Consider the following 16,600-nt stretch of genomic DNA (forward strand, 5'->3'; position numbering starts at 1 on the left):
CATGACGTTTTTTCGAACCCTCATCCTGTCGCTGTTTTCGCTAATTGTGGCGTTGTTTGGAGCCACTGCGCTGGCAGTAGTAGGCGCGGCTATTTATTTTTCGCCGGGGCTGCCCGATGTGCGTCAGCTGCAGAACTTCGAGCTACATACACCGCTGCGTATCTTCACCAACGACGGCAAGCTGATCGGTGAGTTTGGTGAAGAGCGCCGTATGGCGATTGACTTTGACGAGATTCCTCAGGATATGATTAATGCCCTGGTTGCAGCCGAGGATGCCAACTATTTCGACCACTCAGGCGTTGACCCTCGGGGCTTAGCAAGGGCCTCCGTGGAACTGGTCCAGAGCGGCGGCACGATTCAATCCGGTGGCTCCACCATCACCATGCAGGTGGCACGTAACTACATGCTGACGCTGGATCAAACCTTCACTCGGAAGATCCGTGAAATTCTGCTTGCCCTGCAAATGGAGCAGCTACTCAGCAAAGAAGAGATATTTGAGCTTTACGTTAACAAAATTTTCTTAGGTAATCGCGCCTATGGCATTGCGGCGGCCTCAGAAACCTATTACGACAAGCCCCTGGCTGAACTTACCCTAGCAGAAACCGCCATGATTGCCGGGCTGCCCAAGGCCCCTTCTGCCTTTAACCCACTGGCTAACTCTGAGCGCTCGTTGATCCGCCGTAACTGGATTCTGTTCCGTATGCGCGGGCTGGGCTACATCGATGACGAAGCGTATCAGGAAGCGGTTCAGTCGCCGGTAACTGCCCGCCGCTACTTTACTCAAACAGAAGTTGATGCCGCTTATGTGTCTGAAATGGCGCGCCAGTACGCAGTTGAACGCTTTGGCGATACCGCGTACACCGGTGGCTATCGCATCTACACCACCATCGACAGCGAAATGCAGCCCTATGCACGCCAAGCACTGGCCAATGGCCTAGTGGCTTACGATCTTCGCCATGGCTGGCGCGGGCCGGAACAGCGTGATATCGCATCAAGCCTGGTAGAAGCCCAAGAACAGACCGCTACCCAAGGGCTGGAAGAAGAGCTTGCGGAGTCTCCCGAAATTCGTCAAACGGCGCGCCAGGCAGCCCAGCGCAGCCAAACGGAGGTCGAAGGCATTGATGGCGATGTCAGTAACTGGTTACAAGTATTAGACCGAACGCCCAACTTTGGCCTACTGCGCCCCGCCATTGTAGTAGAAAGCAGTGGCCGCGAGATGCAGGTGCTTGTACGTGGTGGCGAACTGCACACCATCCCGTGGAGCGGCCTAAGCTGGGCGCGCCAATACCTAAGCCCGCGCAGCCGGGGGGCCGAGCCTAGCTCAGCCGACCAAATTGCCGTTCGTGGTGACTTGGTGCGCGTGTTTGAAAATGAAGACGGCACTTTACGCTTGTCTCAACGGCCTGATGCAGAAGGCTCGCTGGTTGCTCAAGATCCGCGCACCGGCGCGATTTTAGCCTTGCAAGGCGGCTTTGATTTTAACGCCAGCAAGTTCAACCGTGCTGTTCAAGCGCAGCGCCAGTCGGGCTCTATTTTCAAGCCGTTCATTTACCTAGCAGCGCTGGAGGATGGTGAGATGAATGCCGCCAGCGTCGTGAATGATGCGCCCGTAGTGCTAGATGACGGCAGTAACTCTTTATGGCGCCCAGTGAACGCCAGCCGCGATTTCGAGGGCCCCACGCGCCTTCGACCTGCTCTGGCCCGCTCACGTAACCTTGTGACCATTCGCGTCCTGCAAACCATGGGGTTGGATCATACGATCAACTATCTGGAGGGCTTTGGGTTTGCCTCCAGCCGCCTACCCCGTGGTTTATCGTTAGCGCTGGGGAGCGCCGACTTAACGCCGATGGAGATGACCAATGCGTACGCTGTGATCGCTAACGGTGGATTCCAGGTGACACCGTGGTTTATCCAGCGCGTTACCCGCAACGATGACAACGAACTGATTGACGAAGCAACGCCCCAGGTCGCCTGCCCAAGCTGTGCAGAAGGACAAGAAACCGTTGAGATCGACGGTAAAGAGTATCCCGTTGCGCCCCGCGTGGCTGACGCCGCAGCGGTGTATATTTTGCGCGACATGCTACGCGACGTTATTACCTCAGGAACAGGCCGCGCGGCACTAAGTCTGAACCGTGATGACATCGTGGGTAAAACCGGCACCACCAACAATCAGCGTGATGCTTGGTTCGCCGGTTTCAACAGCGATTTAGTGACCACTGTGTGGGTAGGTAAAGACAGCAACGAAACCCTTGCTGAGTATGGCGCTAACGCTGCCCTACCTATTTGGATCGAGTTTATGGGCGGCGCTTTAGCAGGTTCTCCTTCTGCGATCCCCAATCGTCCAGACAATGTTGTTTCTGCCCGGGTAGACGCAGACACAGGTCGTCGCTTGCAAGATAACCAGTCAGGCGGCATCTCCGAACTGTTCCATCGCGATCACCTGCCGGAGTATCAGACTGGCCGCATTAGTCGTGAACTAGAAGAGGTAGGCGGTTCGCAAGGCTCTGGCACTGCAGAATCGATCTTCTAAATAGCATCGTTAAAACTAACCCCAAGCAAAAGCCCGGAAACCTAATGGTTCCCGGGCTTTTTTAGGTCAGCCAATTTTGTACATCAACATTACTGGCTGTCTTCACTGGCCTCGCAGCAGTTTAAGGCTTTAACCCGCCATTGGCGTTGCCTGAGGTTCACGCTTACTGGCCAGCCAATTGGCACCTATCGCCAAGCTCATAACAACGACGCCCGCTACTTCGGTGATTAAGCTTGGGTAGAACACACCGACGATAGCAGCAGCAATCGCTAAGCGTGGTAACAGCGACATTTTGGTGAAGAGATAGCCTTCCAGCGCAGCCGCAAAGGCACCAAGGGCAAGAATCGCGATGACCGCATTCCAGATCACGATAGGCACCGGGCCACCGACAATGATTTCCGGGTTAAACACCATAAACAGCGGAATCAAATAGAGACCTTTGGCAAACTTCCACGCTTGAAAGCCGGTTTCCATTGGCTTGCTGCCCGCAATCGCCGCCCCAGCAAAGCCTGCCAAGGCAATGGGCGGCGTCACGTTGGAGTCCTGGGAGTACCAGAACACCACCAAGTGGGCAATTAATAGCGGCACGCCAAACTCAGCGGTCAGCGCAGGCCCCACCAGTACGATCAACACGATATAGCTCGCGGTGACCGGCAGGCCCATGCCAAGGATTAAGCTTGCCAGCAGCACCATTACTAGCGCCAGCACCAAATTACCGCCCGAGAAAGCCAGCATCATGGAGGAGAATTTAAGACCCAACCCCGTAAGGCCAACTACCCCAACGATAATACCCGCCACTGCACAGGCCATAGAAACCGCCACCGCATTGCGCGCCCCCAGCTCTAACCCCTGTACCAGTTTAACAAGACCTTTCCATAGCACCCCTTGAGTGCGCGCAAGCGTTACTGGCTGTCCTTGAGAAGGAGCCACAAAGAAGTACCATAAGGCGTAGCGCAGCACGGCAACGGTGATCATCGTCACGACCGCATAATAGCCCACCCGCATCGGCGACATGTTCATGACCAACAGCCAAACAAGCACCGCGAGTGGCAGTAAAAAGTGCCAGCCATCTTTCATTACCTGGCGCATTTGCGGCAGCTCGCTTTTAGGCAAGCCTTGCATACCCTGCTTTAAAGCGATGATATGAACAAAAAGGTACACCGTCGCAAAGTACATAATCGCCGGCAGGATACTGATTTTGACGATCTCTAAGTAAGGCGTATTAGTGTACTCGGCAATCAAAAACGCCCCAGCGCCCATCAAAGGTGGCATGATTTGCCCCCCGGTAGACGCGGCCGCTTCGATGCCACCCGCCTGCTTCGGCTTATAACCGAGCTTTTTCATTAGCGGAATAGTAAACGCGCCGGTGGTCACTACGTTGGCTATGGCACTGCCAGAAATAGACCCCATCCCCGCCGAGGCAAGCACCGCTGCTTTGGCAGGCCCGCCGCGCTGGCGACCCGTGGCGGCATAAGCCATATCAATAAAGAATTTACCTGCACCGGTGCTTTCCAAAAAAGCGCCAAACAGTACAAAGATAAAGATATAGGTCGCCGCCACCCCCAAGGGCAGGCCAAAGATACCCTCCTGACCGAGATAGAGCTGCCCCGCTACGCGGTCAAGGGAGTAACCACGATGCGAGAGAATGCCGGGCATCCACTCACCGAGCCAAGGCAATTCGCCCCGTGGCCCCGCAAACGCATAAATAATGGCCAGCAGACCAATCAGCGTCATGCCAAAGCCCACTGCGCGGCGGCTGGCTTCCAACACGGTCACGGTGGCAATGCAGGCCACTAGGATATCGGTTTCGCTCCAAAACCCTGCGCGACTGAAGATAGCATCCAGATTAAGTACTAAATAGCCGCCGGTAAGCAGCGCGCCTGCTAAAAACAGGCAGTCGATCCCCCAGCCAAGCACGCCGCGTTTGCGCTTGGGGCCGAAGGCGGGAAACATAAGAAACGCCAGCAGCATGATCAGCGCTAAGTGGATGCTACGCTGGTAAAATAGCCCCAGTGGCTGAATGCCAGCGGAGTAAAGTTGGAACAGGGAAAGACCCACCGCCACAATGGTGATACACCACAGCACCATGCGGGGTTGAATCGCATTACCGCCAGGCATGACAACCGGCGGTGGAGTGGATTCGCTCATGAAGTCCTCGGAAGCGTTGTATTGCTTATTTTTTATTCGCGCGGAATCGCGTGAGGCTCTGCCAGTAGTATAGTCACGCGCTGTCCTGCCGCGCTGTCACTTAAACTGATTGCGGGATGCTCGCCATCCGGCCACACCACTTGATGATTAACCGCAGGCGAACCGACTCTTAATACATAGCGATTGTTGGGTACGGGCTCATGAATTGCATTGATCCAGTATCCCCCGTGACCATCGGAGACTTGCTCACCCCGGCCTTCTACATGCCCAAGGCCTGCGGCAAAGTCAGGTTGGTGGCTACGCTCTAACTGCATCACGCCTGCTACGTTGCGGTAGCAGTCCAGCACCGTAAACTTGGCTACTGAGTGATTCCATTGGATACACCATCGCGTACCCACGGGCGCAGTGAAGGCTACTAGCGTTTCACCTTGCTCCAAGATCACCATTAACCGCGCAGACGCAGGCGCCGAAGCGGGGAATTCCCCCGCTTCGGCGAACGGCAAACATATTAAGAAGAGCGCTACAAGCCGGAGTGCCTGGCGGTGCATAGCAAAAAGCCCTTCACGCGCTGTCTACTAGCGATTACTGACGAAGGCGGTCCGGAATGTCGGCACCCACTTCTTCAAAGTAACGAATCGCGCCCGGGTGCAGCGGCACCGGCGTAGAGTTCATAGTGAACTCTACGGTGGTGTCGTTAGCGGCCGGATGAACGGCAATCAGCTCATCGGTGTTTTCAAACAGCAGCTGGGTTAGCTGGTAGGCGAGTTCTTCATCCATATCCGCATTAACGACCAGCACGTTGGGAATCCCGATGGTTTGCACTGCTTCGTCCATACCGTCGTACATGTCCGCGGCTAGCTCGTATGGGGCGAATACTGCTTCAGCTTCCTGGGCGTTAGCAATTTCTTCATCCGATAAACCAATTAAACGAATATCTCGCGTAGCGGCTAGGTTGAGAATAGAGCTCGTGGGCGGCCCAACACTCCAGAAACCGGCGTCAATATCACCATCTCGGATGGCATCGGCGGTTTCGTTAAAGTTAAGACGCTGAGGGGTAAAGTCACTGTAGCTGACGCCGTTAGCTTCCAACACAGCACGGGCATTTAGCTCGGTGCCACTGCCTGGCGCACCTACAGAAACGCGCTTCCCGGCAAGGTCAGCAATACTATGGATGTCCGAATCGGCTAGAGTAACTAACTGCACCGCATTGGGATAAACGGAGGCCAGCGCACGGGTGTTTTCAATCTGGCGGCTCTCAAAGTCACCGGTGCCGGTATAGGCTTGGTAGGCGGTATCCGCCAGCACCAGGGCAAGATCCGCGTCGCCGCGCATAATCAGCCCCATGTTTTCAACCGAGGCCCCGGTGACCTCTGCTGTCGCCTGGGCACCTTCAATATGATTGTTGATCATCTCGGCAAAACCACCGCCGATCGGATAATAAACGCCACCGGTGCCACCGGTGGCAATGGAAAGCTGTTGCGCGCTGGCAGGCAGTGCTACGGCCAACATGGATGCTGCCGCTGCGTATTTTAGCGTTTTCATGAGCGTTTCCTCCGTCCTTACTTGGACTTATAGGTATGGTAGAAAAATTAGGGAGGTGTGAAGCCCCAGCTTCTCGCTGCCGTAAACGGCAAGCAGAAGCGGTGGGGAGAAGTTAGCACGGCTTGCGCGTTTGATGCCAATGGCAACATTACTCGCCAAGCTGAGCCTTCACTTGCTCCACGATATGAGCACCAATGGGCAGTGCCGAGGTCGCCGCAGGCGAAGGCGCGTTGCCCACATTCACCGTGCGCTTAGTATTTACAAACAGAAAATCATCCACCAACTTGCCGTCGTTGGATACCGCTTGGGCGCGCACTCCCGCAGGGTACGGGGTCAAATCTTCTGCCGTTAAGCTAGGGCAATACTTGCGCACCAGTTCCAAATAGCCGCGCTTGTAGAGCGAGTTTTTCATCTCCAACAGGCCTGGCTTCAAATGCTTACCGAGCACTTTTAAAATACCGGGATGGGTAAACATCTGCCCCATATCCCGCAGCGACATATCCTGCTTGCGGTAACCTTCGCGCTTAAGCGCCAGCACTGCGTTGGGTCCAACGGTCACCGTACCATCAATCATCCGGGTCAGATGCACCCCCAAAAAAGGCATATCGGGATCGGGAATCGGGTATATCAGATGGTTGACGATATGGTTGTGGCGCTCAGGCAACAGATAGTATTCACCGCGAAAGGGGCAGATCGTAAAGCCTGGGTCTTGGCCCAGCATGCGGATCACCCTATCCGCCATCAGGCCAGAGCACGACACTAAGTAGCGGCTGGCAAAAGACTCATTATGGGTCGTTACCACTACCTCTTCGGCGCGCTCTTCAAGCCCGGTGACACAGCAACCATAGCGGATCTCGCCGCCTAAACGCTCAAACTCAGCGGCCATCGCGCGGGTCACTTCAGCATAATTAACGATGCCGCTGGAAGGCACAAAAATACCCGCCACCCCAGTAATATTTGGCTCGCGCTCTTTAAGCGCGTCGGCCTCCAGCCACTCTCGCTCCAAGCCATTGGCTGCCGTTCGTTCCCAAAGCGCCTCCATGCGCTGCTTTTCAAGGGCGTTCGTTGCCACCAGCAGCTTGCCGCAGATGTTGTAGCTCACGCCATGCTGATCGCAAAATTTGCGGGTAGCGCGGTTGCCTTCAAGGCAAAACTTCGCTTTTAGGCTCCCCGGCGTGTAGTACACCCCGGCATGAATAACCCCACTGTTATGGCCGGTTTGGTGCTGAGCCGGGCCGGTCTCTTTTTCAATCACCAGCATGCGTTTATCGGGGTAAGTCTGTTTCAGCTGCATAGCGGTGGACATACCCAAAATACCGCCACCGATAATGATGAAATCCCACATAAATGTCGTTTCCTGTGCCAAATTTTCAAAATTTATTGATAATAGCCGTTAATTAACGTTGATCGCCACGTTCCGACGTTGGTCTAAGGAGACACCATGGAGCACGATGCGCCGCGCCAAAATCTCGCTATCAGCGCCTATCGCGAGTTAAAGCACGACATTATTCGCGGCCGCTATGCGCCTGAAGAGAAGTTATTAATGAGCCGCCTCAAGGAGCGCTACGGCGTTAGTACCGGCCCGCTGCGAGAAGCACTTTCTCAGTTAGTCGCTGACCGGCTAGTGGTCGCCATTAGCCAGCGCGGCTACCGCGTAGCGCCGATGTCGCTGGCTGAGCTCAACGATATTTACGATGCCCGCGCCCAGCTGGAAGGGCTGATTCTACGCCTGGCTATCGAGCGAGGCGACGACGATTGGGAAGCCAACGTACTGGCCACCGCTCATCGCCTTGCCAAAGTGACCGACATTAGCTCCCCCGATGAACTGCTGGATGGCTGGGACCTGCGTCATAAGGCGTTTCATACCGCCATTGCCAGCGGCTGCAATTCGCCGCACTTACTGCAAACGCGCAATACGTTGTTCGATCAGGTTGAGCGCTACCGCCATCTGTGGTTGCAAGAAACAGTCATGTCTCCCCAAGCGCTAGACATTAAACGCCAAGAACATGCCGCGCTGGTGGACGTTATTTTGGCAAGAGACACCGATCAGGCGGCTAATATGATGCGCGATCATCTAATAACGCCTGTGCCGATTATTACCCGGGTTTTAACCGCGCGAGGAATTAACTAAATTCTGCGTTTTAAAAAAATGTAGATATTTTATCAAAACGGCGATACCTTGGAGCCAAGCCATTTTATTGTTCAATTTCGCTATGGGCGCTGTGGGCGTCTTTAAACGCGAATCAAGGAGTGCACGCCATGACACGCTTTAACTGGGACGACCCGCTGCTACTGGAAAATCAGCTTACTGATGAAGAGCGCCAAATCCGCGATGCCGCCCACGACTACTGTCAGGAAAACTTACAGCCGCGAGTGCTGACGGCTTTTCGTGAAGAGCGCTTTGATCGCGAGATCATGAGTGAGATGGGTGAGCTAGGCCTGCTTGGCGCCACCGTTTCCCCCGAGTATGGCGGCGCGGGTGTTAACCACGTGGCCTACGGTTTGATTGCCCGTGAAGTAGAGCGCGTAGATTCCGGCTACCGCTCGGCCATGAGCGTGCAGTCATCGCTGGTGATGTACCCCATCGAAGCCTTCGGCTCTGAAGAGCAAAAGCATAAGTACCTGCCCAAGCTTGCCAGTGGCGAAATGGTTGGCTGCTTTGGCCTTACCGAACCTGATCACGGCTCCGACCCCGGCTCGATGATTACCCGCGCTGAAAAAGTCGACGGCGGCTACCGCTTAACCGGCGCTAAAATGTGGATCACCAACAGCCCCATTGCCGATATCGCCGTGGTATGGGCCAAGTCGGCCGCCCACGATAACCAAATTAAAGGCTTTATTGTTGAGCGCGGCACCGAAGGCTTCACCACGCCGAAAATTGAGGGCAAAGTTTCGCTACGCGCCTCCATTACCGGTGAAATCGTGCTGGATAACGCTTTTGTACCCGAAGAGAACCTGCTACCCAACGTGAGCGGTTTGAAAGGCCCCTTCGGCTGCTTGAACAAAGCACGCTACGGCATCGCTTGGGGCGTGATGGGCACCGCCGAATTCTGCTGGCATGCCGCCCGCCAGTACACTCTGGATCGCAAGCAGTTTGGCCGCCCCTTGGCCGCTAACCAGCTGATCCAGAAAAAGCTCGCCGATATGCAGACCGAGATCACTCTGGGCCTACAAGCCGCCCTGCAAGTGGGTCGTTTGATGGATAGTGGCAACTGGGCACCGGAAATGATCTCGCTGATCAAACGCAATAACTGTGGCAAAGCGCTGGATATCGCTCGCGTTGCCCGGGACATGCACGGCGGCAACGGCGTTTCTGATGAGTACGGTGTGATTCGCCATATGGTGAACCTAGAGTCGGTAAATACCTACGAAGGCACCCACGACGTGCATGCGCTGATTCTTGGCCGCGCCCAAACCGGCATCCAGTCGTTCTTTTAAACGGCCAGCCGACACCCAGCCCATGCGATGAACATACCAAGCGAGGCCGTTGATGAGCACAGCAACCAAACCACTGGCAGGCATTAAAGTACTCGATATTTCCCGTGTACTGGCTGGCCCGTGGTGCGGGCAAATGCTCGCGGACATGGGGGCCGAGGTAATTAAAGTTGAGCGCCCGGTCAGTGGCGACGATACCCGCCACTGGGGGCCTCCGTGGCTTTCTGGCAGCGCTGAGTCCGCCTATTACCTATGCGCTAATCGCGGCAAGCGCTCGGTTACGGTAGACATGGCTAAGCCCGAAGGCCAAGCGCTTATTAAGCAGCTTGCCGCCCAGTCGGACGTACTGCTTGAGAACTTCAAAGTGGGCGGGCTAAAAAAGTATGGCCTGGATTACACCAGCCTCAAGGCGATTAACCCAGAGCTGATCTACTGCTCAATTACCGGTTTTGGCCAGGAAAGCCCCTACGCCCATCGGGCGGGCTACGACTTTATGATTCAGGCCATGGGCGGGATTATGAGTCTAACAGGCAGGCCGGATGGGGAGCCGGGGGGTGGCCCGGTGAAAAGCGGCGTCGCCTTCACCGATATTTTCACCGGGCTGTATGCTGCCAATGCGGTACTGGCAGCGCTTTATCAGCGTCGTGATACCGGCGTTGGTTGCCATATCGATATGGCCCTGATGGATGTGCAAGTGGGCGTGCTGGCCAACCAAGCGCTTAACTACCTCACCTCAGGCCAGGTGCCCCAACGGTTAGGCAACTCGCACCCTAATATTGTGCCTTACCAAGCGTTTGCCACGGCGGATGGCCACATGATTGTGGCGGTCGGCAACGATGAGCAGTTCAAACGCTTCTGCCAAGTGCTTTCCCTGCCTGAGCTAGCTCAAGACAAACGCTTTGCGAGCAACGGCGAGCGGGTCGCTCATCGCGAACAGCTCGTACCGCTGCTTGAAGCTGCGCTTGCCCAGCGCAGCACCGATGAGTGGCTGGCAGCGTTTGAAGCCGTCGGCGTTCCCAGCGGCCCTATTAACACCCTTGACCGGGTATTTGATGACCCCCATGTGCAAGCACGCGGCCTTAAACAGACCCTGCCGCACAGCCAAGCGGGCCAGGTAGACCTGGTGGCTAACCCGATCCGTATCAACGGCCAGTCGATGAGCGCTACCACTGCCCCGCCCTCCTTGGGCGAGCATACGGAACGCGTGCTGGAAGAGATCGGCATTACCGTCGAGCAGCGCCAAGCACTGCGAACGGCAGGTGTTATTTAACATCCCCGTCCTGGTAATCTCCTTTATAAGCGCCCTTTCGGCGCTTTTTTTGGTTGCAATATCAACTCATTCGAAATTTATACAACAAATGTACAAAAAGTTAACAAACGGCTAAAATAAAGGTATTAAGGTATTTTCTAAACTCACGCTAATTGACCAGTGTCAGTAGTAAGAGCCTGCACCCCTAGATTAATAGTCGTCATCAAAAAGGAGACACCATGGCTAACTGCGCACGGGTCAACGGAACGTGTAAGCGCTGCGAAGGCGAGCTGCCTTTTGAGTTCACTATGGCGTTTCAGCCCATTGTGGACGTCTCGCTTGCGAAAGTAGTCACCTACGAAGCCCTCGTGCGCGGTATCAACGGAGAATCCGCCTGGAGCGTTATCTCCCAAGTAACCGACGAAATGCTCTACCGTTTTGATCAAGCCTGCCGTGTCAAAGCGATTGAAATGGCGAGTGCGTTAAATATGCAGACGGATCTATCGATCAATTTTCTGCCTAATGCTGTTTATGAGCCAGAAGCCTGTATCCAGGCAACGCTGGAAGTTTCAGAGCGCGTTGGTTGGCCCACACATCGGCTCATTTTTGAAATTACTGAAACCGAGAAAGTGCGCGACCGCCAACACTTACGCAACATCATTGATGCGTATCGCTCAATGGGGTTTAAAACCGCGCTAGACGACTTTGGCAACGGCTATGCCAACCTGGATCTTCTCACCGACCTCACCCCCGACAAACTGAAAATCGACCGTGAGTTAGTGATGAACTGCGATCAAGACCCGCGGCGCCAAGCACTGCTCAATGCGATTATTTTGCTCGCCAAAGAGCTAGATACCACCTTGATTGCAGAAGGTGTAGAAACCCGCGCAGAGGCGCTATGGTTAGCAAAAGCAGGAATTACGCGTCAGCAAGGCTTCTTTTTTGCCAAACCGGCTATAAATTCCTTGGGACACCACCTTACCCCGCTACTGCTGGCGTTAAGAGCAGAAGTACAGGCCTGAAGGGAGCAATGGATGACTGCCATTAGCGCTGACCACCTCTATGAGCTTTTTAATCGCTCTAAGCAAAATACTGAAAACGTTATTAAAACGGCTCCCCTGGGTATTTGCATTACCGACCCAAACGGGCATTTTGAAATGGTCAATCCTGCCTACTGCCAGTTTTATGGCTATCGTGAAGAGGAGCTTATTGGTCAGCACTTTACGCTGGTGGTGCCCGCCGCCTACCGCCAGCAGATGGCAGAACTTCACGATGTATTTATTCAAGGCAATGAAACCCATGAGCTTCGCCAGGAGTGGGAAGTACGCTGTAAAAACGGCGAAACACGCACCATTATTGCCGAGGCCGCCCGCACTATTGGCGATGATGGCAAACCAAGAAAAGTCACTTTTGTTGTTGATATTACCCAGCGCAAACGGCTCGAAGAGCGTTTAACACAGGCCAATGAGCGCTTAGAATATATGGCCAGTCACGATGAACTTACTGGGCTTGTTAACCGTCGGCAAGGGCTTAAACGCCTAGATGAAGAGCTTGAGCGCTGCGAACGTTACGGCGGTGAGCTTAGCATTGCCATGTTTGATCTAGATGATTTTAAAGCCGTCAACGATACCTACGGCCACGCTACCGGTGACAACGTACTTCAAGAAGTGACCGCCAAAGTGAATGGCGAGCTTCGCTCGACTGACGTGCAAGTGCGGTTGGGGGGCGAAGAATTCCTAATTATCATGCCTGAAATCAATGCCCAAGCCGCACATACGGCAATGGAGCGTATTCGCCAATGTGTCGCTGAATCACCGTGTACTGAACATAGGCTATCGGTCACGCTCTCAGCGGGCATTGCATGTTATGTTGAAGCCTCCAGCACTCGAATGCTTGATCGTGCTGACAAAGCGATGTACCAGGCGAAGCAAAACGGGCGCAACTGCGTCGTTATCGCACCGTCAGCCATGTAACAACGCTTATTGCACACTATGCTAAAACGACAACCTGTCCACACTCCCTATACCAATAGGAGCGAGCCATGAGCAATGCCGAGCTAAACGAACTAAAGCAGAAATACGTCGCAGCGGGCGCTGCAAGCCCCGCCACCGCCTTTGCGGATCGCGCCGAAAACGCTGAGATCTGGGACGCCGACGGTAACCGCTTCATCGACTTCGCAGGCGGTATCGGTGTACTAAACGTTGGCCATCGACACCCTAAGGTAGTCGCAGCAGTCAAAGCCCAGCTCGATAAGCTGATGCACACCTGCCAAACAGTGATGCCCTATGAAGGCTACGTAAAAGTCGCTGAGAAGCTGAGCCACATCGTCCCGGTGCGTGGTCATGCCAAAGTGATGCTGGCTAACTCAGGCGCAGAAGCGCTGGAAAACGCAGTGAAGATCGCCCGCGCTGCGACAGGCCGTTCTAACGTGATTTGTTTTGACGGCGGCTACCACGGCCGTACTTTTTACACCATGGCCATGAACGGCAAAGTGGCCCCGTATCAAAGCGATTTCGGCCCGATGCCAGGCACGGTATTCCGCGCCCCTTACCCGGTGCCCTACCACGGCGTTAGCGAAGACGAAGCCATTCGCGGCCTGAAAATGACGCTGAAAACCGACGCCAACCCGAAAGACACCGCAGCAATCATCCTTGAGCCGGTACTGGGTGAAGGCGGTTTCTACCCGGCCCCCACCAGCTTCCTGAAGAAGATCCGCGAAATTTGCGATGAGCACGGCATGCTGATGATCATCGACGAAGTGCAGTCTGGCTTTGGCCGCACCGGCAAAATGTTCGCCATTGAGCACAGCGGCGTTGAGCCCGACATGATGACCATGGCGAAGAGTATGGCAGACGGTATGCCCATCTCAGCGATTGTGGGTACCGACAAGGTGATGGATGCCTCTGGCCCCAACTCCCTGGGCGGCACCTATACCGGCAGCCCCACCGCCTGTGCCGCAGCCCTGGCCGTGATGGAAGTGTTCGAAGAAGAGAACATTCTTGAGAAAAGTCAGGCCCTGGGTGACAAGCTAGCCAAACGCTTCAACCAGTGGCAGAGCAAGTTTGACTGCATCGATCACGTGCGCAACATGGGCGCCATGGCAGCATTTGAGCTGGTCTCAAATAAAACCGACCGTACGCCCAACGCTGAGCTGGCAGCTGCGCTGTGTAAGAAAGCCCGTGAAGAGGGTCTGATCCTGCTCTCCTGCGGCATGTACGGCAACACGATTCGTTTCCTGATGCCGGTCACGATTGAAGATGACGTGCTGAACGAGGGCCTCAATATTATCGAATCCTGCCTGGAATCGCTGATTTAAGCATTAGGAGTACCAAAGCAAACGCCGCCCAAAGTTAGGCGGCGTTTTAGTTACTAAGCAGCAGACCAGGGCAATCTCTTACCGCGGCCGCCGGTCGCCTTCGAGGAAATTAACTGTAAAGACGGCTTTTCCGTGAGTCTCAAACGACCATTTCATCACATCGCTTAAAGCTGCCATCACCTCGTCGAACTCTCCAAACACCTGGGTACTCATCCGGTTAGGGTGCACTTCAAGCCCGGTTGCTTCCAAACGCTTTACCACGTCTTTAACCACCGGCTTAAAATCATCAGTCAACGGGTAATAGCTTAGCTGTACAGAAAGATACATCCTGCCTCCTTATATTTATTTATGCGCGCTTGCTGGCCCCATGCTCAAACCGCTGCCAAGCCGCCACAATGGCTGCCCGCGTTTCATCTGGGTGTTCCATAGGGAACATGTGGGTACCAGGCACTTCGCTAATGGCTAGCCCATGACGCTTAAGCCGTTTAACCCGCGAAGGTGTCAGCAGATGTGACTCCTGCCCGGCCACCAGTTGAATAGGCACACCCACTCGGCGCGGCAGCCCGGAGAGGTGATCCGGCAAATGGCGGAAAATTTCCACCTCAACACGCGGGTCGAAGGTTAACTCAGCGCTGCCATCGTCTAACAGGCGCGTGCCTGCCTCAATGTAGTCGTTTAGCGCCTCTGGGGTAAAGCGACAAAACAGCCCACGGCGGCGCAGCGAGTTCGCCATGGCTTCGCGGCTCGGCCACACGCTGCGCCGCCCCTGGGTTTTACCGGCAGGCGTGATGCGATCAATAAAACCAAACCGTTTTGCCGCCTTCATCGCCCAGGCATCCGGCCCCAGCATCAAGGGCGGGTCGAGCATAATCACCCCGCAAAAACGCTCGGGCTGTTTATCGGCCGCCATGGCCATCAATGTGCCACCTAACGAGTGGCCAACGCCCAGCAACGGCGCGTCACTTTTAGGCAGGTAGCTGATCAGCTCATCAACCAAATTGCTCCAGTTATGGTTCACCGGGTAATCAGGATGATGGCCCAGCCGATCCAGCGGATGGAGATCAAACGACTCTGCCAATGGTTCTAGCAGCGTGCGATAACTTAAGCCAGGAAAGCCATTCGCATGGGCAAACACTAAACGGGGGCGTTGGGCAGACATGGGGGGCTCGCAGGGTAATAAGGCCGGGAAGCGGTAAGTGAGCATTACGCCTGCTCACGATATCTATTGTTCAGACAAACTATCATACGTCTGTTTTAACGCTTACCAAGAAGAGCGTCAATCGACATACGTATTAACCCGCTAATTAAAACAGCGACAGTTGCTGAACGGTGGTTTCTTCTGCCAAGCGGTACCCCACGCCCAATAGCCGAACCGGCCTTTCACCCCGCGACCACCCCACCTTTAACAGCGTTTCAAATTGCTCCAGGTTAGGTGCTGGGTCGGCGTGCTCCACGGTGGTTTGGGTAAAGTCGTTAAACTTCACTTTTACCATTAGCCCACGCACGGCGGGCGCGGGCTCTAGCCTGGCATAGCGACGCTCTAAGTCGCTAAGCAGCTCGGGAAGCGCTTGGCGGCAGGCTTCCAGGGTCGGCAGGTCTTTAGAGTAGGTTTGCTCGGTGCTTATCGATTTGCGTTCTCGGTGGGTTTTTACTGGCCGTTCGTCGCGCCCATAGCTAAGTTCGAACAGCCGATGCCCGAAGCGGCCAAACTGTTCGACCAGCTCGGTCAGCGGGCGAGCACGCAAATCTCCGCCGGTATGAATACCCAGCCCTGCCAGTTTTTCAGCGGTGCGTGGCCCAACCCCGTGAATCTTTTTTACCGGCAGCTGCTGCACAAAGCTATCAATCTGGTCTGGAGTGATGACAAACAGGCCATCGGGTTTGCGCCAGTCGCTGGCGATCTTGGCCAGAAACTTATTCGGCGCTACACCCGCTGAAACGGTAATACCCACGTCGCGGCTCACCCGCTGGCGAATCGCTTCGGCCATTAGCGTGGCGCTGCCGTGGTGCAGTGTAACGTCGGAAACGTCTAAAAAGGCTTCATCTAGTGAAAGCGGCTCAATCAGTTCGGTTACATCGCGATAGATCGCAAATACTTGGCGCGCCACCGCTTTGTATTTGGCCATATCGCCACGAATGACCGTTAGATGCGGGCAGCGCTTAAGCGCCTGAGCCATGGGCATGGCGGAGTGGATGCCAAACTTACGGGCAGGATAATTGCAGGTGGCGACCACCCCGCGCTGCTCAACGCTGCCGCCTATCGCAATAGGCACATCGCTAAGCGCCGGGTTATCGCGCATTTCTACCGCTGCGTAGAAGCAGTCACAGTCGCAATGGATAATTTTGCGCACAGGCTAGCCTTGCCTCCGCCTGTAAAAAA

14 protein-coding genes are annotated in these 16,600 nt (G+C 55.0%); 7 read left to right on the plus strand and 7 right to left on the minus strand.

Annotated elements, in window-relative coordinates; translation table 11 throughout:
* The first annotated feature begins 1 nt into the window (after position 1).
* Positions 2 to 2,530, plus strand: a complete 2,529-nt coding sequence (locus MOY_RS03995; protein WP_009096756.1) for a penicillin-binding protein 1A — start codon at positions 2 to 4, stop codon at positions 2,528 to 2,530.
* Positions 2,531 to 2,659: 129 nt separating this feature from the next.
* On the opposite strand, the gene MOY_RS04000 is transcribed toward MOY_RS03995, so the two are convergent.
* The 4 genes from MOY_RS04000 to lhgO form a co-directional block, all read right to left on the minus strand.
* Complete coding sequence (locus tag MOY_RS04000; RefSeq protein WP_009096758.1) at positions 2,660 to 4,678, minus strand: TRAP transporter permease; 2,019 nt, start codon at positions 4,676 to 4,678, stop codon at positions 2,660 to 2,662.
* A gap of 32 nt (positions 4,679 to 4,710) precedes the next feature.
* On the minus strand, positions 4,711 to 5,226 hold the full coding sequence (locus MOY_RS04005; protein WP_009096760.1) for a DUF1850 domain-containing protein: 516 nt from the start codon (positions 5,224 to 5,226) through the stop codon (positions 4,711 to 4,713).
* Between the two features lie 34 nt (positions 5,227 to 5,260).
* Positions 5,261 to 6,220 (minus strand): TAXI family TRAP transporter solute-binding subunit, encoded by a 960-nt coding sequence (locus MOY_RS04010; RefSeq protein WP_009096762.1) that lies wholly within the window; start codon positions 6,218 to 6,220, stop codon positions 5,261 to 5,263.
* A 148-nt stretch (positions 6,221 to 6,368) separates the two neighbouring features.
* Positions 6,369 to 7,565 (minus strand): L-2-hydroxyglutarate oxidase, encoded by a 1,197-nt coding sequence (gene lhgO / locus MOY_RS04015; RefSeq protein ID WP_009096764.1) that lies wholly within the window; start codon positions 7,563 to 7,565, stop codon positions 6,369 to 6,371.
* 96 nt (positions 7,566 to 7,661) lie between these two features.
* Here lhgO and csiR point away from each other — a divergent pair, with 96 nt between their 5' ends.
* The 6 genes from csiR to gabT all read left to right on the plus strand — a co-directional run bounded on the left by csiR (position 7,662) and on the right by gabT (position 14,220).
* On the plus strand, positions 7,662 to 8,351 hold the full coding sequence (gene csiR, locus MOY_RS04020) for a DNA-binding transcriptional regulator CsiR (RefSeq protein ID WP_009096767.1): 690 nt from the start codon (positions 7,662 to 7,664) through the stop codon (positions 8,349 to 8,351).
* A gap of 128 nt (positions 8,352 to 8,479) precedes the next feature.
* A complete protein-coding gene (locus MOY_RS04025) occupies positions 8,480 to 9,658 on the plus strand; it encodes an acyl-CoA dehydrogenase (RefSeq protein ID WP_009096769.1) in 1,179 nt (392 codons plus the stop codon).
* A 52-nt stretch (positions 9,659 to 9,710) separates the two neighbouring features.
* Positions 9,711 to 10,925, plus strand: a complete 1,215-nt coding sequence (locus MOY_RS04030; protein WP_009096772.1) for a CaiB/BaiF CoA transferase family protein — start codon at positions 9,711 to 9,713, stop codon at positions 10,923 to 10,925.
* Between the two features lie 218 nt (positions 10,926 to 11,143).
* Positions 11,144 to 11,926, plus strand: a complete 783-nt coding sequence (locus tag MOY_RS04035) for an EAL domain-containing protein (protein ID WP_009096774.1) — start codon at positions 11,144 to 11,146, stop codon at positions 11,924 to 11,926.
* A 12-nt stretch (positions 11,927 to 11,938) separates the two neighbouring features.
* A complete protein-coding gene (locus MOY_RS04040; RefSeq protein WP_009096777.1) occupies positions 11,939 to 12,877 on the plus strand; it encodes a sensor domain-containing diguanylate cyclase in 939 nt (312 codons plus the stop codon).
* Between the two features lie 68 nt (positions 12,878 to 12,945).
* A complete protein-coding gene (gabT, locus tag MOY_RS04045; protein ID WP_009096779.1) occupies positions 12,946 to 14,220 on the plus strand; it encodes a 4-aminobutyrate--2-oxoglutarate transaminase in 1,275 nt (424 codons plus the stop codon).
* Between the two features lie 78 nt (positions 14,221 to 14,298).
* Here the strand turns inward: gabT and MOY_RS04050 are convergent, their stop codons facing one another.
* The 3 genes from MOY_RS04050 to dinB all read right to left on the minus strand — a co-directional run bounded on the left by MOY_RS04050 (position 14,299) and on the right by dinB (position 16,571).
* Positions 14,299 to 14,547: a YkoF family thiamine/hydroxymethylpyrimidine-binding protein gene (locus MOY_RS04050; RefSeq protein ID WP_009096781.1), complete on the minus strand. Its 249-nt coding sequence runs from the start codon at positions 14,545 to 14,547 to the stop codon at positions 14,299 to 14,301.
* 19 nt (positions 14,548 to 14,566) lie between these two features.
* Complete coding sequence (locus MOY_RS04055) at positions 14,567 to 15,379, minus strand: alpha/beta fold hydrolase (RefSeq protein ID WP_035539994.1); 813 nt, start codon at positions 15,377 to 15,379, stop codon at positions 14,567 to 14,569.
* A 145-nt stretch (positions 15,380 to 15,524) separates the two neighbouring features.
* On the minus strand, positions 15,525 to 16,571 hold the full coding sequence (gene dinB, locus MOY_RS04060; RefSeq protein ID WP_009096786.1) for a DNA polymerase IV: 1,047 nt from the start codon (positions 16,569 to 16,571) through the stop codon (positions 15,525 to 15,527).
* Positions 16,572 to 16,600: the final 29 nt, after the last annotated feature.

The sequence above is a fragment of the Halomonas sp. GFAJ-1 genome (assembly GCF_000236625.2).
Taxonomy (GTDB): domain Bacteria; phylum Pseudomonadota; class Gammaproteobacteria; order Pseudomonadales; family Halomonadaceae; genus Vreelandella.